This window comes from Rhodococcus sp. MPR-R1B (genome assembly GCF_058793255.1).
The window spans coordinates 32,357-56,470 of sequence record NZ_JBXAFO010000026.1 but is presented as its reverse complement, the minus strand read 5'-3'; the positions used below and the strand labels follow the sequence as shown (position 1 = coordinate 56,470).

Sequence of the window (24,114 nt, the reverse complement as noted above, 5' to 3'; positions counted from 1 at the left end):
GTCAGTCCCGCTCGCGGTTCTCCCGTTCCTCCCGCTGACGCTGGAGGAACGGGCTCGGGTTCTGTCCGCCGATCGGACCGTGGCCGAGGACTCCGTGCTCGTAGGCCGACTCCGCGTGCAGGGCAACGTCGATTCCGCGGGCCTCGTCTTCACGCGAAATGCGGAAGCCGAAGGTCTTGTCGATGAGCTTTCCGAGACCGTAGGTCACACCGAAGGCATAGAGCGCGACCACGACGACGCCGACGAACTGCTTGCCCAACTGCGCGAATCCACCGCCGAAGAACAAACCTTCCGGACCGCCTGTCATCACGGCCGTCGCGAGGAGTCCGATCAGCAACGAGCCGACGATTCCACCGACGAGGTGCACGCCGACGACGTCGAGGGAGTCGTCGTAGCCGAGCTTGTGCTTCCATCCCACGGCGTACGAGCAGACGATGCCGGCGATCAGACCGATGACGAGCGCACCGAACATGTTCACCGTTCCGCACGACGGGGTGATCGCGACCAGACCGGCGACGACGCCCGAAGCTGCGCCGAACGTCGTGGGGTGTCCGTCACGATTCTGCTCGACGAACAGCCAGCCGAGTAGTCCGGTGCAACCGGCGACGAGTGTGTTGAGGAAGATCTGCGAGGCCATACCGTCGGCCGCAAGGGCCGAGCCGGCGTTGAATCCGAACCAACCGAACCAGAGCAGGCCTACGCCGAGCAGGACGAACGGCAGATTGTGCGGACGCATCGACTCGGCCTTGAAACCCATCCGCTGGCCGAGGACCAGTGCCAATGCCAGACCCGACGCTCCGGACACGATTTCGACCACGAGGCCACCGGCGTAGTCGAGTGCGCCCATCTGGGCGAGCCATCCCTGCGGATTCCACACCCAGTGAGCGACGGGGACATAGACGAGCAAGGACCAGATGGGGACGAAGATCATCCAGGCGGAGAACTTCGCGCGGTCGGCGATCGCACCACTGATGAGTGCTGCAGTAAGGATTGCGAACGTCAATTGGAAGGTTGCGAACAACACTTCCGGGACATTCCCGTGCACGGTCGACGGGTCGATGCCCGCCATGCCGATGTGTTCGAGTCCGCCGATGATGCCACCGTGATCGTCGCCGAACACGAGGCTGTAGCCCACGAACAACCACGCGACCGTGACGAGTGCGATGGAGACGAAACTCATCATGATCATGTTGAGTACGCCCGTCGAGCGGACCATGCCGCCGTAGAACAGTGCGAGTCCTGGCGTCATCAGAAGTACGAGTGCAGTACTGACGAGCAACCAGGCAGTCGCTCCGGCATCGATGGTGGCGGGCACAGTTTTCTCCTCACGCACGCGGACCAGCCCGCGTGCACGGAACCCACGATGAGTGCGTGCGGTTTCCTCCGCACTGCGATTGTGTTGCGAACATGTTTCGGGAGAAGTCGGCGTTGCACCCGCACCGGACCACCTGTCGTGGGTCGCCGGTAGTCTTTGCGCGTGGCCCTGTACCGGAAGTATCGACCCGCGTCCTTCGCCGAGGTGGTGGGGCAGGAGCATGTCACCGCACCGCTCAGCACGGCCCTCGACACCGGACGCATCAACCATGCCTACCTGTTTTCCGGCCCGCGCGGCTGCGGAAAGACGTCGTCGGCGCGAATCCTGGCGCGTTCGCTGAACTGTGAGCAGGGACCGACGTCGACGCCGTGCAACGTGTGCGACTCGTGCGTTTCGCTGGGCCCGGGCGGCACAGGCAACCTGGATGTGACGGAACTCGACGCCGCAAGTCACGGTGGCGTCGACGACACCCGAGAACTCCGAGACAAGGCGTTCCACGCACCCGCCGCATCTCGCTACCGCGTCTTCATCATCGACGAGGCACATATGGTGACGGCGGCGGGTTTCAATGCGCTGCTCAAGATCGTCGAAGAGCCGCCGGAACACCTCATCTTCATCTTTGCGACGACGGAACCGGAAAAGGTTCTCCCGACCATCCGTTCGCGTACGCACCATTACCCGTTCCGCCTGTTGGCGCCGTCGACCATGCGCGGACTCCTGGAAAAGATCTGCGCCCAGGAGGGCGTACCGGTCGAGCCTGCGGTGTATCCACTGGTCATCAAGGCCGGCGGCGGTTCCCCTCGTGACTCGTTGAGTGTCCTCGATCAGCTGCTCGCGGGCGCAGGAGAAGAAGGTGTCACGTATCCGCGCGCGCTCTCTCTTCTCGGAGTCACCGACGTCGCGCTCATCGACGAAGCAGTAGACGCCCTGTCTGCCAGTGACGGGGCCGCGTTGTTCGGCACTGTCGATCGCGTGATGGACGCCGGTCACGATCCACGCCGATTCGCGCTCGATCTTCTCGAGCGCCTGCGTGATCTCATCTTGATGCAGGCTGTTTCCGACGCCAGCGAACGAGGATTGGTCGACGCTCCGGAAGCGGAGCTGGTCACGATGCGTGAGCAGATTCAACGAGTCGGCCCGGCCACGCTCACCCGCTTCGCCGAGACTGTCCATGCCGGACTCAGCGAAATGCGTGGTGCGACGGCGCCGCGGCTGCTGCTCGAAGTGATGTGCGCGCGAATGCTGCTGCCGTCGGCCTCCGACACCGAGTCAGCTGTATTGCAGCGGCTGGAGCGCCTGGAACAAGGTATTCCGGCTGCCGGAGTCGCGGCTGCTCCTCGCGCGGCAGCAACGCCGGCACCCACCGTGCCGCCGCTCGAACCGGAGATTGCTTCCAAGTTCCAACGGCCCTCTCAACGCAAGGCCGAGCCTGAGGCACGGCCGGAACCAGCCGCGCCTGCTCCAGCTGCGGCGCCGCCGGTTGTGGAGGCTCCTGTCGTCGAACCTCCGGTAGCGGCAGTTCCCGTCGTCGAGACTCCCACTGTCGAGATCGTGGAACCGCCGGTTGCCGAAGCTCCGGTGGGTGAAGCTCCGGTTGCCGAAGCTCCAATAGTTGAAGCTCCTGTGGTTGAACCACCGGTTACTGCTTCTGTCGAGGCGGAAGAGCTGATCGGGCTTGCCGAGCCGGAACCCGACTACGAGCCCGAGCCCGAGCCCGAGTTCGACGAGCCGGCGGTTGCCGAAGCGGCGCCGGTCTCGGCAGGCCCCACAGTCGAGACTCTCCGTGAATCGTGGAACACCTTGCGCAACAAGGTCGGTGAACGAAACAAGGTTCTTCCAGCCATGCTGTCCGCTGCGACGGTTCACGACGTGCGTGGACATGTCGTTGTCATCGCTCACGGCTCACCGGTCCTGGGTGCTCGTGTGACGCAACCGCACAACGCGGCGGTCATTTGCGAGGTCCTTGCCGAAATGTTCGGTGGCACTTGGCAGGTCGAGTATCAAGAAGGTGCGCCTACAGCGCCGACAGTATCGAGCGCAACCAAGGCGACGGAAGCTCCGAGCCGCCCTGCCGCTGCGCCCCGCTTCTCGCGCCCCAGTCAGGAGCGCGCAGCGCAGCAGCCCAAGGCCCCGCAGCCCCAGCGCGGAGATTCGGACGACATTCCGCCGCCCGAGGCCCCCGACTATCCGGAAGACCCTGGACCGGCCCTTGCTCCTGAGGTCGACTACGAGGCAACTCCTCCGCCTGCAACGCCGGAGGACGAGGACGAGATGTTTGCGGAGGCGGCTGAGCCCGCTGATCCGACTGCCAGACGTGATCCCGAGGATGTTGCAAAGGAACTCCTCAAGGACGTCCTCGGAGCTCGCCGCCTCGAAAGCTGAGTTGCCGAGTCGGTCCGTGTGCGTGAAACAGCTGTCGGAATCCAGCTGCACCACTGTGTGATCGAATTGTTATAAGTGCCGTTCCCTTTGTGCGCGCGCGTCTCGAAAGCGCGCCGGCTCGGCCTCGCAAAGCTGAATTGTATGTGGCTGGTTTGCTGGCACATTCGTTCGCTCAGTTCCGGTGTAACGAAACGTCGATTCGGACGATGGTCGCCGAAGAATATCTGGAATTTCTCGTTGTCTGATGGGCATTCGAGTGCTGCTGTTAAATTTCGGTGTGTCACGAATGTTCAGATTGATAGTTGTCGGATGTTTGATTTGCGGGGATCGACCAATTTGGGACATTCGGCGAATTGGCCACATATTCGGCATTGCGGCATTTCGGTGCATATTCAACTGAATATTTGCCGATCGCGAGAAAATGGCGGCCGTGAAACCGGGATCCGGTACGGATGTTCAAGCAGGAGCATGACCGGTTACGAAGCAAATAAGTAACTCCGAGTTACAGCTAACTCTCGATTGCTGTCAAATTGCTGAAACACGTTCATTGCGCCGAACAACCTTTGTTATTTGTTTATGCCTTGAGGTGAATCTGCGTTTTACACACCGATGAGGGCGTGGTTAGTCTTCGGTCGATTGAGTCTCCCGTGGATGCGCGCGAAAATAGGAAGTGTAAGATGACTGAAGATTCAACTAATCCTGCGATTGCGATAGTCGGGATGAGCATGTGGTCCCCCGGTGCACATGATCTGCAAGGATTTTGGGAGAACGTCCTCGCGCGTCGGATGCAATTCCGAAAGTTTCCGGAGTCACGGATGTCCCTCGACGACTACTGGAGCGCGAGCCCTGACGACGTCGACAAGACATACGCCGATCGCGGCGCGTTCATGGATGGTTTCGAATTCGACTGGGTCGGTCGCCGGATACCGGAGCGGACCTTCAAGTCGACAGATCTCACACACTGGTTGGCTCTGGAAACAGCACTCGGGGCTTTGACCGACGCGGGCTACAGCCGAGGATCGGTACCCACTGGACGCAGCGCCGCAATCGTCGGCAACTCCCTCACCGGTGAAGAATCCCGGATGTGGTCGATGCGTTTGCGTTGGCCTTACGTCAAGCGCGCACTCGCTGTCGCAGCCGAAGCGCGCCAGTTGGACAGTTCCGTCGCCGATGCTCTCGCCGAGACGATGGAAGAGGTCTACAAGGGCCCATTGGTGGAGCCGAGTGAAGACACTCTCGCCGGCATGTTGTCGAATACGATTGCCGGCCGGATCTGCAATTATCTCGACTTCAACGGCGGCGGGTACGTCGTGGACGGTGCGTGCGCGTCCGGAATGCTCGCGGTGGCGACTGCAGCCGAAAAGCTGGCGTCCGGCGCGGCCGACTTCGTCTTGGCAGGGGGAGTCGACGTCAGCTTGGATCCTTTGGAACTGGTGGGATTCGCCCGTTTGGGTGCACTGACCCGTGGCGACATGAACGTGTACGACGCAAGCCGAAGCGGATTCATCCCGGGTGAAGGTTGCGGATTCGTGGCCTTGAAACGACTCGAGGACGCCAGGGCGGACGGCGACTACGTGTACGCGACGATTCGCGGCTGGGGCATCTCCACCGATGGCAAGGGTGGAATCACCAAGCCCCGCGCCGAAACTCAGGCCGAGATGATCCGTCGCGCATACTCGCGAGCGGGATTCGCGGCCAGCGAGGTTGCCTTCGTCGAAGGACACGGAACTGGTACTCCCGTCGGAGACCCCGTCGAACTGGCCGGCGTCCAGCAGGCCGCTCAGACGGACGGGCCCGTCGAGGCTCGTAGCATCGGCATGACGTCACTGAAGTCGTTGATCGGGCACACGAAGGCGGCGTCGGGCATCCTTGCGCTGATCAAGGCGACCATGGCCGTCAATCAACGAATCCTTCCGCCGCTCGCCGGTTGCACCGACCCGAACCCGGCGTTCGGAACCGAAGCGCCGGCACTCTTTCCGCTCGTCAACGGTGAGATCAGAGATCCGTCCGAGAAGATGCGTGCCGGTGCGCAAGCCATGGGTTTCGGCGGTATCAACTGCCACGTCGCGATCGAATCGGCTGATGCACCATCCAGCAAGCTGACACCCTCGCAAGACGTCCGCACGATGATGGCGTCGTATCAGGACACCGAGGTTTTCGTACTTTCTGCAGATTCTGCGATGGACTTGGCGACCCGAGCGCGGGATGTTGCAGATATGGCGGTTCCGTTGAGTGTTGCCGAGCTGCTGGACTTTTCGGCGAAGCTCTCTCGCGTGATCTCGCCGACCGCGCCCTTCCGTGCTGCAGTGGTGGCCGGACGTCCCGCGCAGTTGGCCGAACGCATGCGTCAGCTTGCCGTGATCTGCGAGAACTCCGCTCCTGCATCCGGCCAGGTGAAGGTCGTGAGCAACGAGATCTCGATCTCGAACGCCGTCCACCATGACATCGGATTCCTGTTCCCGGGACAGGGATCCCAACAACTCGAGATGGCGCGCGTGCTGATCGAGCGCTTCGAGTGGGCACGCGAACTGGCGACCCAGGCGGACGGCTGGTTGGAGGGAGTTGGAGCGGAGGCGATCACGCCTCGAATTCTGCGGAACCCGGTCAAGAGCGCTGACGCTGCGGAATTGGCGAAGTGGAAGCGGGATCTCGCCCAGACGCAGTTCACCCAGCCTGCCGTCGCTTTGGCTTCGCTGCTCTGGTTCGAGTACCTCCGCCGATTGGGTGTCACACCCAGTGCTGTCGCCGGCCACAGTCTCGGCGAGTTGACCGCGCTCTACGCGGCAGGAGCTTACGACCAGAAGACGCTGATCACCTTGGCTGCGGCGAAGGGTGCGGCCATGGCTGTCAGTGGTGGTGGAAACGGCGCGATGGCGAGCCTGACCTGCGACCGATCGACGGCTGAGGCGATCATCGCGGAAACAAAGGGTTACGCGACCGTCGCGAATCTGAATACGCCTACACAGACCGTGGTTTCGGGCACCAAAGACGCGGTCGACGATGTGGTTGCCATCGCGAAGACGCGCGGAGTGTCGGCTCAGGCGCTTGCCGTGTCGAATGCTTTCCACTCCGAGATGATGAACGAGGCCGAACGGGAGCTGAAGTCCACTGCGCCCGTTGACGAGCAAGTCGATTCGTTGACTTGCCCCGTGTATTCCTGCGTCGAAGGGGAACGCGTACAGACGCCACTGGCACTTCGCGAATTGGTCACCAAACAGGTTGTCTCACCGGTCGACTGGGTCAAGACGGTAAGTGGAATCTCGCAGGACGTGGACCTGCTCGTCGAGGTCGGACCCGGCCGTGTGCTGACCGGGCTCACCAAGGCGATCAATGGGACCGACGGCGTGCGCTGCTTCCCCGTTGCGTCCAAGTCCGGACGCGACGAGGACTTCAATGTCGCACTGGCCGCGGTGTACGTACACGGCGCTCAGGTCCGATGGAACGAACTTTTCGACGGCCGGTTCGTGCGCGAATTCGTTCCTGCCGATCAGAAGGTGTTCATCGAGAACCTGGCCGAGGCGAAGCTGACGGTTACCTCTGCTCCCGAACCGCTCGCACTTGGTACGTCCGGCGGGGATCCGGCTGCGGCGCTGGCCGATTACCTGAGCCGACGCGGGACCTTCCTCGTCGACGTGATTCGTGCTGATGTAGGCAGTGGAGCGACTTCTCCGTCTTCTCCATCTGCTCCGACTTCGCGGGCAGTCACCAACGGCCACGAATCCGTGGCAGCGAAAGCTCCTTCGCCGGTTTCGGCTCCGGTAGTCGAAGAGCCGGCTGACGCGGGCGCTGGGTCCGTGGAAAGTGAGCTGATCAGGATCCTCGCCGATACGACGGGATTCCCCGCCGAGTCGATCACGACGGATCTGCGTCTGCTCGATGATCTGAATCTCGACTCGATCAGTGCGGCAGAGGCTATTTCGAAGGTTGCGCATCAGTTCGAGGTTGTCGACCTCGACCCTGCCGAGTTGGCCAATGCCACGATCGGAGAAGCAGCATCGCTGATCCTTGCGGCATCACCGAATCCCGGTTCTGCCGTTCCAGCAGCGAGTTCGGTGCAGTCGGACGTGTCGCGAATACTGCTCGAGGTAATCGCGGAGGACACCGGATTTCCGGTGGAGTCTCTCGATGTGGATCTCCACCTGCTCGACGACCTGAACATGGACTCGATCAAGGCTGCCGATGCGATAGCAACTGTGGCAACGCGATTGGGTGTTCAGGGTGATCTGGATCCGGCCGAACTCGTCAACGTCAGCCTGGGTGAACTCATCGAAGTGCTCGATCGATCCGCGAAAGAGAAGTCGGGGCAGCAACAGCCGGTTGCGCGGGCGCTGCCGGTGAAGGCAAAGGGCCTATCAGCCGACAGCTTCACCTGGGTTCGCGATTACACCCTGGAAAAGGTTCGGAGCGAGACAGCGTTGCACGGAGTCCGAGACCTCACGGACACGACGTTTGTCGTCATCGGTGACGACGCCGGTTTGGTCGGAAGGTTGGAATCCGAACTGCGAGGGCGTGGTGCTCAGGTCGACATTCGCACATTCTCCGACGGCGCTCCTGCGAATGCACAGCACGTGGTTGCCGTAATGCCGCGTGTGACCGATGATTCCGTCACCGAAATCGGCTTGCGCCGTGGGATCGAACACATGTACAAGATGGTTCCGGCGCAGCAAAGTGGAGGCGCACGAACCACATTGGCAGTGATTCAGTTCACCGATGTCGAGTTGGGCAATCCGGCGCCGGTATCGAGTGCGGCGGCTTTTGCCGCTTCGGTGCATCACGAGCGCCCCGAACTGGATGTCCGCGTCATAGGATTCGACGGCTCGACTGCGGACGCGGTGGTGGCAACCACCGTCGTCTCCGAGTTGGATTCGGTTGCATCCTATGTGTTCGCGACTCACGACACCGAGATGGGACGCACGGCACTGCAACCGCGGGTTCTCGCCTCGAGCGACTACACCGTCCGCGAGAGCGGGTTGGGAAGTTCGGATGTAGTGGTCGTGACCGGTGGCGCGAAAGGCATCATGGCGCAATGCGCTCTGGCTCTCGGCCGAAAGACAGGCGCCGAACTAGTGCTGATCGGAAGCTCTCAGCGACAAGCGGGTGACGAAATCGCTTCCACTCTTGCGGACTTCACGTCTGCCGGATTGAGCGCTCACTACTATCGCTGCAACGTCACGGATGCTGCGGCGGTGGCCGGCGTCGTCGCCCAGATCGAGGTCGAGGTTGGGCCGATCACCGGGTTTGTCCACGGTGCGGGGGCGAATGTTCCGCGGCGGTTCGAGAGAGTCGACAGCGCTGCGGCTTTCAAGGAGGTCGCACCTAAGGTCCTGGGCGCAGCCAACTTTGTCGAAGCGCTCGCTGATCGCGACTTGAAGCTGTTCGTGGGCTTCTCCTCCATCATCGGATTCACAGGTATGCCCGGAAACAGCTGGTATGCATACGGAAACGAGCTTCTCGACGAAATGGTGATGCGGTATGCCGCCGGGCACCCGAAGACTCGGACGTTCTCGCTCGCGTACAGCGTGTGGGGGGAGATCGGCATGGGCGCCCGCATGGGCAGTGTCAACCACCTCGCGAAGATGGGTGTCATGCCGATTTCCACGGCTGCGGGAGTGGATCATTTCCTTCGCCTGGTCGACAGCGGACCCGAGACAAGTCGTATCGTCGTGACCAGTCGACTCGGCGGTCTGGACACCTGGGCGCCGGCAGCACCGGCTCTGCCGGCGGTGTCGCGGTACATCGACCAAGTGGTGACCTTCGAGCCGCAGGTAGAACTGGTTACCCGGACGACGTTGTCCACCTCGGCAGATCCTTTTGTCCTCGACCATGTCTGGAAAGGATCGGCGCTGCTTCCGACGGTGTTCGGACTCGAGGCGATGTCGCAGGCGGCGGCCTATGTCACCGGACGCGTGACTCTGGGCCGCGTCCGCATCGACGACATCAAGCTGGATCGACCGATCGTCGTCGACACGGTCGAGGGCACCAGAGTCGAGATCAAGGCAAGCGTCGTGGAGCAGGATCGTGATGCTGCAGGAACGCGGGTGCATGTCACGATCGGCACCGAACGGACCGGGTACGGACGGCCCCATTTCTCGGCCGACTTCATCTTCGGGCTGGACGAAACACTGCCGGAGTTCGAGAAGGAGTTGCCGCGACCGGTGCTCGACATCGATCCGTTGGACGATCTCTACTCGTGGTTGCTGTTCCAGGAGGGCGATTTCCGCCGACTCGAAGAGATCTCGAGCCTCGATTCCGAGCACATTCTCTTCAGCGCTATTTCGCGAGCCGACCGTAAGCAGCACCTCCTCGGTGATCCCTACTTCCTCGATTCCCTGCTCCAATCGGGTCAGATCATGGTTCCGCGGGAGATCTGCCTTCCGGTCAACATTGCGCGAATCGACATGTACGACGGACGATTCGAGGCTCGTTCGTTCACCGCGTACGCCTACGACAAGGTGCAGACAGAGACCCACATGCAAGCCGACGTGGCGGTGGTGAAGGACGGACGAGTGGTGATGCAGCTCGAGGGATATCGCTCCCAGATTCTCTCCCACGACGAAAGCCGTCCTACGGCTGAGGAAATCGCGGATCCGACTGCGCGCGACGCACAGATCATTCTCGACAAGCTCGCGCAACACAGCCGGGCGTTGGGAGTGAAGAGCCCGCGGGTTGTGGTCGCGCATACCCCGGGGATTCACGAGTTGACCAAGTCGGAACGCCACGAGCAGGAGAAACCGATCGCCGAGGCGGCCGTGAACATTCATCTCGATGAGGATGTGGTGATCAAATGAGTAATGCCTTTGCCATCGAATGGCAGGAAACCGGAAAGCCCGTCGTCGTCGGTGATATTCCGCCCTCTGTGGATGTCTCGCTCTCGCACGACGGCAGCAAGTCACTCAGTTCGGCCGGCGACTGGCCTCAGGGGTGTGACATCGAACCGATTCGCTCCCGAACCGCCGTGCAGTGGAAGGCGCTTCTGGGTTCGGCGCGGATTCCGCTGCTGGACGAGTTGATCGCAGGCGGCGAATCACTCGATCGTGCGGGAACCAGGCTGTGGGCGGCGGCCGAGGCGATCCGAAAGGCCACGGGGCAGATGTCGGTTTCTCTGGCGATGGGCGCCAGGGAGGACGACGCAGTGACCTTCCGCGGCGGCGCAGAGGGAAGCGTGGTGGTTCTGACTTTTCCAGCTCTGTTGACGGACAACGAGGAGCGGATTCTCGCGTTTGTGACTCATGAGGAGGATGCGGAGGAACCGGCGCAGGACCCGGCACCGCAGTTCGACTCCGGACCGTTGTCGGCGAAGTCTCTCGCGCAGTTCGATCCGATGGCCTACGGCTCCGACGTGCATGTGGTGGCCCGGAGCGGCTATCCGGCGGTGTCGATCCGGTTCCCCGTCGGGTTCCGGGACGCGTGCAACGTCGGTGGATCAGTGGGGTTCGCGAGCTTCGCGCTGTGGTTGGGCGCTTTGCGAGAGAGGGGAACCGGACCGATCTCGAAGCAGATCGTGGAGGACATGGCGACGGGTCGTTGGGGCATGGTGACCAACAACTCCGAGGTGTTCATCGATGCGAACCTGTACACCGACGACATTGTCGAGGGGACGATCTGGATCACCGAGCTCACCGGTCCGGATCGGGCAACCACCAATCTGCATGTCGAATGGTGCCGGGTCGACGGCGAGACGCGCACTCACATCGGGTGGAGTGCGATGCAGACGACGTGGGTGGAAATCCTCTCCCACGGTGTGGTGGCGGCACGGCCGATGCCGCAGTACTTCCACGATTTCATCGAGCCGATGACGATTCCGACGGGGACGAAGAACATCGCTGTTCCCACCGAACCGAAGAACGTCGATCGTGGTTCCGTGATCCGCTCGGCTCCGATGGTGCCGCGCAATCCGTACCTGCTCGAATCCGAGGTGTTCTCGACGACGTTGCAGGACGGAAACGTCGTGGGCAACATCTACTTCGGCAACTATTACATCTGGCAGTCGAGGGTTCGGGACAAGTTCCTGGTCCGTTCTCAGCGTGAGGCCATGGCGGCCAGAGGCGCTCTCGGGGAACTTCGTTGTGTGCACACCAGGGTTGAGCATCTGCGCGAGGTCATGCCGTTCGACGACGTCCTGGTCACGATGTCCTTGTCTGCCCTCTACGAGAGGGGGATCGACCTCGAGTTCGAGTACTTCAAGGTCAATGAGGACGGATCACGGGAGAAGCTCGCGATCGCTCGGCACAGAACTGTCTGGACGATGCCGGGCGCTCCGGGAGAACTGGAAATCTCTCCGCCGTCGAAACTTCCACAGTCGCTGATCGATTCGGTGCTGGAGGCGATCGACGGAAAGTAGGCGGGGGATTTTCCGAGATCGAAGTGGAGAGACGGGTTGCGTTTTCCTTGCGGGAGAACGCAACCCGTTTCGATGGGGAGGGGAATGTATGGGTATCGGGGTTTCCAGAAGATCGGTTCTGAAAGGGTCGGTAGTCGGCACAGCGGCTGTTGCTTTGGGTGCAAAGGCAGGTGCTGCTCCGGCGGGGAGTGTGGATATCGAGTCTCCGTTGATTTTTCATTCGCCGGAGTTCGAGCCGTTCTGTGACGAACTACATTCGTTGTCAACGCTTTCCGGAAACGAGATCACACTGACAGCGCAAGTGGGGCAACATGCCTTTCATCGGGATTTTCCCTCGTCCCCAGCACTGTCGTACCGCAGCGGAGAGATCGGTGGCGGTTATCTGGGCCCTACCGTCGAGGCGCATTCCGGCGAGCCGATCATGTTGACGTTCGAGAACGATCTGACCGGACATCCGTTGGCAGCGGACATGGATATGACGCTGCATGGAATGCAGGCAGACTTTCGCGCTAACCCGCCGACGTCGTTGCACTTGCACGGAGGAGTCACTTCACCTGAGAGCGACGGCCATCCGGAGCTGCTGGTGATGCCGGGACAGGCTGCGATGCATCACTTTTTGCACGGTCAGGAAGCCGCCCACCTCTGGTATCACGATCACGCGATGGGCATCACCCGGCTCAACGTCTACGCCGGTCTGATCGGCAACTATCTGATCAGGGATGAATTCGACACCGGCAAACTGGGAAATCCGTTGGGGTTGCCGGCCGAGGAATTCGAGATCCCGTTGATCCTGCAGGAGAAGATCTTCACGCCGACAGGCGCCCAGAACGGCCGATCCACCATCTTGATCCCGGAAGGATCGTGGGAAGGCGGCGCGGTGGGCGACGTCGGCTTGGTCAACGGCAAGGTGTGGCCGGAACTGGCTGTGGCTCGGGGCCTTTACCGCTTCCGCATCGTCAATGCGTCGTCGGCAAGTGTGTGGAATCTTCACTTCTCGAACATGATGACGTTCTGGGTCATCGGCAACGACGCCGGAATGCTCGACGCGCCCGTCGCGGTCAATGCCTTCCGCTGCGCACCGGGGGAGCGGTACGACCTCCTCGTCGATTTCACCGGACTGTCGGAGGGTTCGACGGTGGAGCTTCGCAACGACGAGGCGCCCCCGCTACCCGCCGCTGTCATCGGTGAAGTGACGATGCCGCTGTTCTGCCGGTTCCGCGGTGACGCCAGGCGCGGATTCACCGGTGGTGTTCCGTCGCAACTGCGCGGTGGGCGCCGGCAACGTGACGTTCTCGCCCCGTTGGAGCAGCCGACGGTAATTCGCACGGTGACGGTGAGCCAGCAACTGGAACTGCGGAATCCACCGGCTCAGATGACGCTGAACAACCTGACGTTCAGCACCACGGACGTCGAGAGGCCGCGGCAAGGCACCGTCGAGCAGTGGAACATCGTCAACACCACGCCGGACCCGCATCCGATACACCTGCACCTGGTGAATTTCCGGATTCTCGGCAGAACACCGATGCGGACGCTGGAGTACTTGATCCGCCATCCGCAGCCGGTGATCGGCAACAAGTGGACTCCGTCGCCCGACGGGTTCGAGGCGGGGCCGATGATCGCGCCGGCGCCGTGGGAAGCGGGGATGAAGGACACCGTGAGGGTGGACGGCGGCACTGTCACCCGGATCATCGTGCGATTCCCCACCGCGGATGAGCTGGGTTTCGATCCCGACGCGATGTTCGATCGTCTTCCGAGCGGTGTGATGACGGGTAGTGGGATGACGGGCGGTGGGCGCCACGATATGGCTGATTCTGGTCGACTCCAGGGATACGTGTGGCATTGCCATCTACTCGATCACGAAGATCACGACATGATGTTGCCGTATCGCATCGTGCCGTGAGTGCTTCCGGGGGCGCACCCGAAATGAACCGAAGCGGGCAGGCGTTCGCGCACCTGATCACCTCGGTCACCTAGCAGGATCGCTTCGGTCCTTCCCATGAATTTGGAACACGTTCTACAGTGAAAGGGCTGAGGTCTGTACCTCGGCCATGCGTCACCACCGAAGGTGGCGCGGACGATCTGCAGACCGGTTCGACGAATTACACGGAAGGAACACCTCACAGTGACCACAGAGGCATTCATTTATGAAGCCATCCGTACCCCGCGAGGCCGCGGCAAGAAGACCGGGTCGTTGCACTCGGTCAAGCCGATCTCGCTGGTCACGGGTCTGATCCAGGAACTGCGCGTGCGCTTTCCCGACCTCGACGAGGACCGGATCTCCGACCTCATCCTGGGCGTCGTCACCCCCGTTGGCGATCAGGGAATGGACATCGCCCGCGTTGCAGTCAACGATGCAGGACTGCCCGACACCGTCGGTGGCGTTCAGCTCAACCGTTTCTGCGCTTCCGGCCTCGAGGCCGTGAACATGGCTGCTCAGAAGGTTCGGTCCGGCTGGGACGAACTGGTGATTGCCGGTGGCGTCGAGTCGATGTCCCGCGTTCCGATGGGATCCGACGGTGGACCGTGGGCACTCGACCCCGCCACCAACTACGACAACTACTTCGTGCCGCAGGGCGTCGGCGCAGACCTCATCGCCACCATCGAGGGCTTCTCGCGTGACGACGTCGACGCATACGCCGTGCGCTCGCAGGACCTCGCCGCCAAGGCGTGGACCGGCGGATACTTCGCCAAGTCGGTAGTGCCGGTCAAGGACATCAACGGCATCACCATCCTCGACAACGACGAGCACATGCGTCCGGGCACCACGGCAGAGAACCTCGCCGGCTTGGCTCCCGCGTTCGGTGTGATCGGTGAAATCGGCGGATTCGACGCCGTGTCGCTGCAGAAGTACCACTGGGTCGAGAAGATCAACCACGTTCACCACGGCGGCAACAGCTCGGGAATCGTCGACGGCGCTGCCCTCGTGCTCGTCGGTAGCGAGCAGGCCGGCAAGGACATGGGTCTGACGCCGCGCGCTCGCGTCGTCGCCACCGCCACCAGCGGCGCCGACTCCACCATCATGCTCACCGGCCCGACGCCGGCGTCGAAGAAGGTTCTGGCAGCTGCCGGCCTGACGGTCGACGACATCGACCTCTTCGAGATCAACGAGGCATTCGCTTCCGTCGTCCTGAAGTTCCAGAAGGACCTGAACATCCCGGACGAGAAGCTCAACGTCAACGGCGGCGCTATCGCCATGGGCCACCCCCTCGGTGCAACCGGCGCGATGATCACCGGAACGATGGTCGACGAGCTCGAGCGTCGTGGCGGCAAGCGCGCCCTCATCACCCTGTGCATCGGCGGCGGTATGGGCGTTGCCACCATCATCGAGCGCGTCTGACGCGGCGTCCGTCCTTCCAACGAGGCTTACCAGGAGTCAAGCAAAGTGACTGATCAGAACATCATCAACTGGGACCAGGACGCCGACGGCATCGTCGTGCTCACCATCAATGATCCCAACCAGGGCGCAAACACCATGAACGACGCGTACATCGCGTCGATGAAGGCCACCGTCGACCGTCTGGTCGCCGAGAAGGACTCCATCACCGGTGCCGTCATCACTTCCGGCAAGAAGACCTTCTTCGCCGGTGGCGACCTCAAGAACATGATCAAGGTCGGCCCCGAGCAGGCCGAGGAGATCTACAACCACAGCGTCGAGATCAAGGCAGACCTGCGTCGCCTCGAAACTCTCGGCAAGCCGGTCGTCGCCGCCATCAACGGCGCGGCACTCGGCGGCGGCCTCGAGATCGCTCTCGCGACCCACCACCGCATCGCGGCAGACGTCAAGGGAGTCAAGATCGGCCTGCCCGAGGTCACCCTCGGCCTGCTGCCCGGCGGCGGCGGCGTCGTGCGCACCGTGCGGATGCTCGGCCTGCAGAACGCGCTCATGGGCGTCCTGCTCCAGGGGCAGCAGCGTGGACCCGTTCAGGCCAAGGAAGTCGGCCTCATCGACGAGGTCGTCGGCTCGGTAGAAGAACTGGTTCCGGCTGCGAAGGCATGGATCAAGGCCAACCCCGAAGGCGGCGTTCAGCCGTGGGATGTCAAGGGCTACAAGATCCCTGGCGGAACTCCGTCCACTCCGGCATTCGCTGCCAACCTTCCGGCGTTCCCCGCGAACCTGCGTAAGCAGCTCAAGGGCGCTCCGATGCCGGCTCCGCGCGCCATCATGGCCGCAGCCGTCGAAGGCTCGCAGGTCGACATCGACAACGCGCTGCTCATCGAGGCTCGCTACTTCACCTCGCTGGTGACCGGCCGCGTCGCGAAGAACATGATCCAGGCGTTCTTCTTCGACCTGCAGTCGATCAACGGCGGCGGTTCACGTCCGGCAGGCATCGAGAAGTCCACCATCAAGAAGGTCGGCGTCCTCGGCGCAGGCATGATGGGCGCGGGCATCGCGTACGTCTCCGCGAAGGCCGGCTTCGACGTCGTCCTCAAGGACGTCAGCATCGAGGCTGCCAACAAGGGCAAGGCGTACGCCGAAGGCATTGAGGCCAAGGCACTCTCGCGCGGCAAGACCACGCAGGAGAAGTCCGACGCACTCCTCGCCAAGATCACCCCGACGGCTGACCCGGCAGATTTCGCCGGCGTCGACTTCGTCATCGAAGCAGTCTTCGAGAGCCAGGAACTCAAGCACAAGGTGTTCCAGGAGATCGAGGACATCGTCGATCCCAAGGCACTGCTGGGCTCGAACACCTCGACGCTGCCCATCACGGGTCTCGCCACCGGCGTGAAGCGTCAGGAAGACTTCATCGGGATCCACTTCTTCTCGCCCGTCGACAAGATGCCGCTGGTGGAGATCATCCGCGGTGAGAAGACTTCCGACGAGACTCTGGCTCGCGTGTTCGACTACGTCCAGGCGATCCGCAAGACGCCGATCGTGGTCAACGACTCGCGTGGCTTCTTCACCTCGCGTGTCATCGGCACCTTCATCAACGAGGCCATCGGCATGCTCGCCGAGGGCGTCGAGCCTGCCACCATCGAGCAGGCCGGTATGCAGGCTGGTTACCCGGCTGCGCCGCTTCAGCTTTCGGACGAGCTCAACCTCACCCTCATGCAAAAGATCCGCAAGGAATCTGCCGACGCCGCCAAGGCCGAAGGCAAGGAACTGCCGGCAGATCCGGCCGGCGAGGTCATCAACACCCTCGTCGAGAAGTTCGATCGTAAGGGCAAGCTCGGTGGAGCCGGCTTCTACGATTACGCCGAGGGCAAGCGCACCGGCCTGTGGTCCGGACTCCGCGAGAACTTCAACTCCGGAACCTCCGACGCCCCGATCCAGGACCTCATCGACCGCATGCTGTTCATCGAGGCGATCGAGACGCAGAAGTGCTTCGACGAGAACGTCCTGATCACCACGGCGGACGCCAACATCGGCTCCATCATGGGCATCGGATTCCCGGCCTGGACCGGTGGCGTTCACCAGTTCATCGTCGGTTACGAGGGCGGCACGGCCGGCTTCGTCGCTCGTGCAAAGGAACTCGCTGCGCAGTACGGCCCGCGGTTCACCCCGCCGGCTTCGCTAGGGGCATAGCCCCCGTGGGCCTTTTTGGTAGTTACGGCTACCAAAAAGGCGCACAGGGGTTTATCCCCAGCTTGTGAGATATCCACAGACGAACTCCGACAGCGAATTTCACGTCAGTCCTGTCGGAGTTCGGCCTGACGCTTGGTGCCATGACTACGTCTCATGGTGGAAGCGAGTTTCTCCGGATTCTCGATGCGCAATCCGGTCTGGTACGGCAACAGCAACTCTCGTCATTCGGATACAACCGAGGGATGCTGCGGAACTTTCTGGACCGCGGCGAATGGCAGCGCGTTCTACAAGGCGTGTATGCAGTGACCGCTGGCCCGCTCACCAGAGAAATGATCTTGAACGCCGCTTGGCTTTATGGTGGCGCGCAAGCGATTCTGAGCCACGACACTGCAGCTGAGGAATGGGGAATGCGTCGCATCGACGCAGACAAGCCAGTCCATGTCACCGTGCCCTACGGCAAGTCCGCTCGCTGTCAGTCCGCGACAATCCGCCGAGTTCCAGCGCGAACGTCGGGTGCACTTGTCAGAGTGGGTGGCGTGGTTCACCCCGGGGTAGTCGTCCACCGCTCCCGAGCCCACCGATACATCGGCGTGCCGTCAGTCATACCTCGAACGTCGCGGGCGGATACCGCGATTGATCTTGCGACCGCCGAATCCACAGCGCGAAGCGCCTACGTTTCACTCATCACCACGGTGACAAATGCGCGAATTCCGTTGAACGATGTGCGTCGTCGGATTGACGAACGAACACCACATCGATTCAAGGGCGCGCTTTCCGATGCGGTACGACTCCTGGCAGACGGGGTGCAGTCAACGCTCGAATACCACTATGCGGTCGACGTGGAGCAGGCGCACGGGTTGCCGTCGGCCAGACGCCAGTCTCCGGTCCGCGTCGACGGCCGCACGCTGTACGAGGACTGCGATTACAGCGAAGTCAATGTGCCGCTGATCGTGCGTCTCGACGGTCGGTGGGCGCATTCCATGGCAGAAGTGGCATTTCGTGATCGCCGCCGTGACAATGCGGCAGAGCTGGCAGGTCGTCCGCGGTTGGTCTACGGATTCGACGAGGTGATGAAGACCCCGTGCCAGGTTGCACATGAAGTGGAGACGGTCTTGCGGCGCGGAGGCTGGGTGAGGACGCAGTCGGGTGCCTGCGGCACCTGTGCGCCTTTTTGGTAGTGCCGACTACCAAAAAGGCGCACAGGGGCTTTGCCCCTAGGCCTTCCACCACGGGCGAAGCGGCACATGCGCCTCACCCTTGGGGCCGAGCTTCACGGCCAGAACCTGGTGCAGCTGAACGACATTGCGCTCGAACCCGAGTCGTGAGCCGGCCATGTACAGGCCCCAGACGCGGGCGGTTCCTTCGCCGACCTCGGCGACGCACGCGTCCCAGTTGTCGACGAGATTCTGGCACCATCCGGCGAGCGTCAGTGCGTAATGCTCGCGAAGGTTCTCTTCGTGACGCACCTCGAGGCCGACGTTCTGGATCTCGGAGATGATGCGACCCGAACCGGTGAGCTCCCCGTCAGGGAAGACGTACCGGTCGATGAATCCGCCTGCTTTGGCGCTGCTTCGGTTGTCCGGACGGGTGATGCAGTGGTTGAGCAGACGCCCACCCTCACGCAGCTTGCCCTTGAGGAACTCGAAGTACGCCGGGTAGTTTCCGACGCCGATGTGCTCGGTCAGGCCGATGGAGGACACTGCGTCGAATCCGGTCTCGGCCACGTCGCGGTAGTCGGAGAAACGGACCTGGGCGAGATCGGCGAGGCCCTCGTCCTCGATGGCCTTCTGTGCCCAATCCGCTTGCTCGCGAGAGAGAGTCACGCCGATCACCTTGACGCCGCGCCTGGCCGCGTAGCGGACCATCGAGCCCCAGCCACAGCCGATGTCGAGAAGTCGATCGCCCTTCTGGAGTCCGAGCTTCTCGAACACCAGGCGGTACTTGTTCTCCTGGGCTTCTTCGAGCGTCTGTTCCGCATTGTCGTAAGCGGCACAGGTGTACGTCATGGACGGGCCGAGGACGTACTCGTAGAAGGTGTTGGAGACGTCGTAGTGGTGATGGATGACTTCGGCGTCACGAGTCTTGGAGTGACGCAGTCCTTCTGCGACGCGACGCCACCGAGGGAGATGTTCCTGGGGCGGCGGGGCGATGGGCCGCAACAGATCCCAGCCCAGGGAGCGCGTGATGCTGGCGAGCGTCAGTGCGGACGGGCGCTTGAGGTGGAGTTCGTCACCCATGATGCGCAGGATCTCGTACGGATCACCGGGGTGGACGCCCTCGGCTTCGAGATCGCCGGAGACGTACGCGCGGGCCATGCCGAGGTCGCCGGGAGCTGTTGCGAGATAAGTGGTTCCGCGAGTCGACTTGAGGTGCAGTCCGTAGTCGGCATCTTCGGGGCCGGCGGTGCTGCCGTCGTACGCGGTGAATCGAAGCGGCAGCATGCCGTCGGAAAGCGTCTCGAGAATCTCGGCAATAGAGAGCTTGTCCTGGCTTTTGGAGTCTTTGAACGTGGTCATTTACGTTGCACCGCCTTAGAGAATAGATCCAATAAACGGGATTTCGGGTCGTAGCGTTCCTTGAGTCCGATGTACCGGTCGCCGCCGTAGTACAGCTCCTCGAAGTCTTCCTTCGAGTAGTAGGAGTCGGAGTAGAGCGATTTGTGTCCGTCGAAATCGCTGACCTTTTCTTCGATCAGTCGATTTGCTGCCCCCTCGCGCTCACCGGGAACGATCGGCACCGAAGACCAGAAGCCGATGTTGACGTAGGTGCGCTTGGGTTCGAGGGGGTAGAGGGGCCACGGCCGTGATGCAGAAGCGGCGGCAGGGCTTGGCTCGCGAAGACGCAACGGGCACAACCACAGTGGTTCGATCGGGATTTCCTCGAGGAACCACGAGACGAAGTCCGCGGTTCGTTCGATGGGTACCTCGACGTCCTGGACGACGCGTTCGCGCGGGGGCTTGCCCTTGCGCTTTTCGAGGCGATCTCCGATGTCGTACTTGTGGTCGAGGGCGATCAGCTTCCAGTAGAAGCTGCTGCGCAGGTACTGCTTGGGCCAGAAGCGCCGGATCTTCGGGTTCTGTGCACCGAAAGCTCGTGAGCACCAGAACCAGTCGGTGTCCCAGCGCCACAGGTAGTCGCGAATGGTCAAGCGATCCGTCTTGGGCTGGGTGAGTGACGAATGCTGGATCGACCGGTAGAAGATGTCCTGGTCGGTGTAATCGCTGACCGGGCCTTCCTCGTCGGTTTGCGCGCCGAGTGTGAGGTAGCTCTCGGAATCGGTGAAGACCACCCCGTCGAGATAGTCGACGGCGATCCCGTCGTACTCGCGCTCGGTGACGATGCGATCCATCGTTTCTTCGAGTTTCTTCAACGAATCGAAGCGCACGTGGCGCAAGGCGACGTACTTCTTGACGGGTTCGAGTGCGATCTTCAATCGCGTCGAATAGCCAAGGGTGCCGTAGGAATTGGGGAAACCGAAGAACAGTTCGGCGTGTTCGCCGTCCGGTGTTGCGGTGATGATCTCGCCGCTTCCGGTCAGTACGTCGATTTCGAGTACCGACTCGTGCGGCAGGCCGTTGCGGAACGAGGTGGACTCGATGCCCAGGCCGGTCACCGCACCGCCCAGGGTGATGGTCTTGAGTTGAGGCACGACCAGGGGCGCCAGCCCGTAGGGCAGCGTCGCGTCGACGAGGTCCTCGTACGTGCACATGCCGGCGACGTCGGCTGTGCGCGCCTGCGCATCGACGGCGATGACACCTGCCAGACCGCTGACGTCGAGGCCGGGGGCCGACGTCTTGGCGCGAGCGCGGAACAGATTGGATGTCTTCTTTGCCAGGCGTACAGAAGCATCGGCGGGAATGGCGCGGTATGACGCGAGTAGGCGTTCGACGCCTTCTCTGTGCTGCTCGAACCCCATTTCACGCGCAGCATCGGAACCCGGGCCTTGCTTTGTCCGGATTCGATCTAACTTCTGAACTACCCCATTGAACGAGAGAGTCACACCCTGACGCTATCGGTAGTTGCGTGTGCAAGCTATCCGGAGGGGTATTAATGCCCGAATTTGATCGAGTTGTTGCAATCGAACTCGGTAAATGCTCCGAGTGGTGAACCAGCTCACACGGAATGGGTAGATGGTCGAGATACCCGGGCGCAGCAGGCAGTATGGAAAGGAATATCTGCGCAGTTCGAGGTGCGGATTCGGGTAGTCATTCGCGGTATCGAGCCGCGTTGGTCGAGCAAGGAGACGTAGGGCATATGGGTCAGGTCAATGCAATGAGTTCGACAGTCGTCACAGCAGCACCCGACAAGGTGCTCGCGGCGCTCTCGGACTACGAGACGGTTCGCCCGCGAATCCTGTCCGAGCAGTACCTCGACTACAAGGTCGTCGAAGGTGGCCAGGGTGACGGAACCGTCGCGCAGTGGACGCTCAAGGCGACGGAAAAGCGCTCGCGCAACGTCAAGGCGACAGTGACGGTCGACGGCAACGTCATCACCGAGAAGGACGCGAACTCCAGCCTCGTCACCACCTGGACCGTTGCCCCCAACGGCACCGGAACGACGGTGACGACGCTCACCCAGTGGCAGGGTGCCACCGGTATCGGCGGCTTCTTCGAGCGCACGTTCGCTCCGAAGGGTCTGCAGCGCATCCAGGCCCAGGTCCTGGACAACCTCAAGCGCGAACTCGTCTAACCGATCCTGCATCACCGAGATGGCGTCGTACCTTCACCGGTACGGCGCCTTCTTTCACGGGCCGGTAATGATCCGCCCCAATTCGGTGAGTGCGGGGTTTCCGCTTTCCCAGTAATCGCTGTGAACTCCGAACCCAGGCTCCCCGGGAGATCCGGTGAATACCTGCGCGCCGAATTCCGGATCCGACGGGTCGAACCCGTGGACTCCGAGGATCTTGGGGATCAATTGGACCGGATCCCAGAAGGCCGTCGTCGAATGAACATGGTGAGCCACCTCGTCCGAGTCGACGCCGTCCAGGCTCAGTTCGTTCACGCGCTCGGCATCGACGCCGGGGCTTGCGACAAAAACCAGTTCGTCGACGTCGAGAGAAGCGCCACGGGTAGTCGCAGCACCGATGACGGTGCTGCCGTAGGAATGACCGATCACCACGTTGTGCGAAGGCGGGCCGTCATGCGAGGTTCGTAACCCGTCCTGGAAGCTGTCGAGCCTCGGCGCTGCGGAGGTGGCGTACCGATCCGAGGCTGCGTCGGGAATGCCTGGGGGAGCGTCGTATCCGGACCACAGGATCACTGATGTGGCTTCCGTTGGCGCCGCCCTGACCGCCGCGTCGTACATGGCCTTGGTTCGTTGCAGGTCTCCGCCGACGCCCGACAGCCCGGAGCCGGTTCCGGGAACCAGTGTTGCGACGTTGCCGGCGGCATCGGGATTACCGACTGCCACGACGGCATGCCCATCCGTGACCGAGAGAAGGAACGTGTCCGGTCGAAGTTCGCCGCGCACGGCCGTGTATCCGGCAGCTACCGTTCGATCCGGCAACTGCTCGAGCGCAGAGAGGTACCGCCGGTTGTAGTAGTCCCGGTCCAGAGCGGGAAGGCCGTCCCGGCTACCGATGGACGGATCCCACCTCGCCAACGCGTCTTTCTCGTTGGGCGTGAGCGATTCCCAGAGTCGGTGTAGCTCCGTTGGTGTCCCGGGGAGTGTCGACCTCCCGTCGAGGATGTCGAGGACAGTGCGGTCGAGGCGATCAGGCTGATTGCCAAGGAGTGATCCGATCTCTCGGAATGCCGCACCCAGAGCAGTCGCGGCCCGGTTGTCTTCGTCGTCGAGTGCCGTCAATGCAGTGGAGATCTTCTGCTGAAAAACCTTTGCAGCCGTGTCGTTTTCGGAATCTTGCATGGCGTCGGCCAGATTCCACGGCTGCTTCGTCTCAGGTGCCGATACCGCTCCACTGTCTGACACCGTCAAGCCGTGTTCGAGAGTCGCCTCCTCGACCAGGTCCAGAACTGATTTTCGCGCCGCACCGATCGTATTGGACGCTCCGGCATACAGATCCGCAACTACGCGAACTGCAATCGACAGCCGCGACGAGGAAAGCGAGATGCCAGACCACTGCACTGCGGCTGCGCTCGACGCTTGTCCCTGCCAGAATTCGCGGACGGCGTCGATGCTGCGTCCGGCGTCATTGCCGAGGACTTCGATCTGCCGGTCGATGTCGATCAGTTCCGAAGCGCTTGTGCGCAATTTCTCCGGTGACCACGTTCGAAGCTGAGAGACGGTGGGCTGCATCAGTAGGCTCCGCGCAGTTCGGACACCACTTCGCCCTCGGCAGCGTCGTACAGACGTGCTGCGGCAGCGGTTCCCGACGCCATGAGTCCCAATTGCGTAGCCAGGTGCCGGTACGCGTCGGCGATGATGCCGGCATTCCCAGTCGACACAGCCGCGACAGCGGACGAGTTCAGGGCCGCCGCGGCTTCGAAAATCGGGCCGGCGGAATCGATCCCCGAGATCTGATCCGCAATTCGAGACAGATCAGCTGAAAGTTGCTGCAGAGCAGCGAAATCTACCTGAAGTATCGGCCCCATG

The 24,114-nt window shown here is 62.1% G+C and carries 13 protein-coding genes; 8 read left to right on the top strand and 5 right to left on the bottom strand.

Annotated features, from left to right (window positions below):
• Position 1: 1 nt before the first annotated feature.
• Complete coding sequence (locus tag AC1Q61_RS26685; RefSeq protein WP_003943791.1) at positions 2-1,315, bottom strand: ammonium transporter; 1,314 nt, start codon at positions 1,313-1,315, stop codon at positions 2-4.
• A gap of 162 nt (positions 1,316-1,477) precedes the next feature.
• On the opposite strand from AC1Q61_RS26685, the gene AC1Q61_RS26680 reads away from it, so the two are divergent.
• The 7 genes from AC1Q61_RS26680 to AC1Q61_RS26650 all read left to right on the top strand — a co-directional run bounded on the left by AC1Q61_RS26680 (position 1,478) and on the right by AC1Q61_RS26650 (position 18,740).
• A complete protein-coding gene (locus AC1Q61_RS26680; RefSeq protein ID WP_042926501.1) occupies positions 1,478-3,697 on the top strand; it encodes a DNA polymerase III subunit gamma and tau in 2,220 nt (739 codons plus the stop codon).
• 677 nt (positions 3,698-4,374) lie between these two features.
• A complete protein-coding gene (locus AC1Q61_RS26675; protein ID WP_492651247.1) occupies positions 4,375-10,485 on the top strand; it encodes an SDR family NAD(P)-dependent oxidoreductase in 6,111 nt (2,036 codons plus the stop codon).
• A complete protein-coding gene (locus AC1Q61_RS26670; RefSeq protein ID WP_042922793.1) occupies positions 10,482-12,038 on the top strand; it encodes a hypothetical protein in 1,557 nt (518 codons plus the stop codon). Before AC1Q61_RS26675 ends, AC1Q61_RS26670 begins: the two co-directional genes overlap by 4 nt.
• 88 nt (positions 12,039-12,126) lie before the next feature.
• Positions 12,127-13,938: a multicopper oxidase family protein gene (locus AC1Q61_RS26665; protein ID WP_073512838.1), complete on the top strand. Its 1,812-nt coding sequence runs from the start codon at positions 12,127-12,129 to the stop codon at positions 13,936-13,938.
• Between the two features lie 222 nt (positions 13,939-14,160).
• Positions 14,161-15,375, top strand: a complete 1,215-nt coding sequence (locus AC1Q61_RS26660; RefSeq protein ID WP_007731553.1) for an acetyl-CoA C-acetyltransferase — start codon at positions 14,161-14,163, stop codon at positions 15,373-15,375.
• Between the two features lie 45 nt (positions 15,376-15,420).
• Positions 15,421-17,562, top strand: a complete 2,142-nt coding sequence (locus AC1Q61_RS26655; RefSeq protein ID WP_003943799.1) for a 3-hydroxyacyl-CoA dehydrogenase NAD-binding domain-containing protein — start codon at positions 15,421-15,423, stop codon at positions 17,560-17,562.
• Positions 17,563-17,702: 140 nt separating this feature from the next.
• Positions 17,703-18,740 carry a type IV toxin-antitoxin system AbiEi family antitoxin domain-containing protein gene (locus AC1Q61_RS26650; RefSeq protein ID WP_064111960.1) on the top strand — a complete coding sequence of 346 codons (1,038 nt, stop codon included), beginning with the start codon at positions 17,703-17,705 and terminating at the stop codon, positions 18,738-18,740.
• Between the two features lie 36 nt (positions 18,741-18,776).
• On the opposite strand, the gene AC1Q61_RS26645 is transcribed toward AC1Q61_RS26650, so the two are convergent.
• Entirely contained in the window at positions 18,777-20,078 is a 1,302-nt protein-coding gene (locus AC1Q61_RS26645) for a class I SAM-dependent methyltransferase (protein WP_003943932.1), read from the bottom strand.
• Positions 20,075-21,478, bottom strand: a complete 1,404-nt coding sequence (locus AC1Q61_RS26640; RefSeq protein ID WP_042447764.1) for an FAD-binding oxidoreductase — start codon at positions 21,476-21,478, stop codon at positions 20,075-20,077. Before AC1Q61_RS26640 ends, AC1Q61_RS26645 begins: the two co-directional genes overlap by 4 nt.
• Before the next feature lie 338 nt (positions 21,479-21,816).
• On the opposite strand from AC1Q61_RS26640, the gene AC1Q61_RS26635 reads away from it, so the two are divergent.
• A complete protein-coding gene (locus AC1Q61_RS26635; protein WP_003943959.1) occupies positions 21,817-22,251 on the top strand; it encodes an SRPBCC family protein in 435 nt (144 codons plus the stop codon).
• A 54-nt stretch (positions 22,252-22,305) separates the two neighbouring features.
• Here the strand turns inward: AC1Q61_RS26635 and AC1Q61_RS26630 are convergent, their stop codons facing one another.
• Positions 22,306-23,817 (bottom strand): alpha/beta hydrolase, encoded by a 1,512-nt coding sequence (locus AC1Q61_RS26630; protein ID WP_215515602.1) that lies wholly within the window; start codon positions 23,815-23,817, stop codon positions 22,306-22,308.
• Positions 23,817-24,113 carry a hypothetical protein gene (locus tag AC1Q61_RS26625; RefSeq protein ID WP_030535717.1) on the bottom strand — a complete coding sequence of 99 codons (297 nt, stop codon included), beginning with the start codon at positions 24,111-24,113 and terminating at the stop codon, positions 23,817-23,819. The genes AC1Q61_RS26630 and AC1Q61_RS26625 overlap by 1 nt, the downstream gene beginning before the upstream one ends.
• Position 24,114 lies beyond the last annotated feature (1 nt).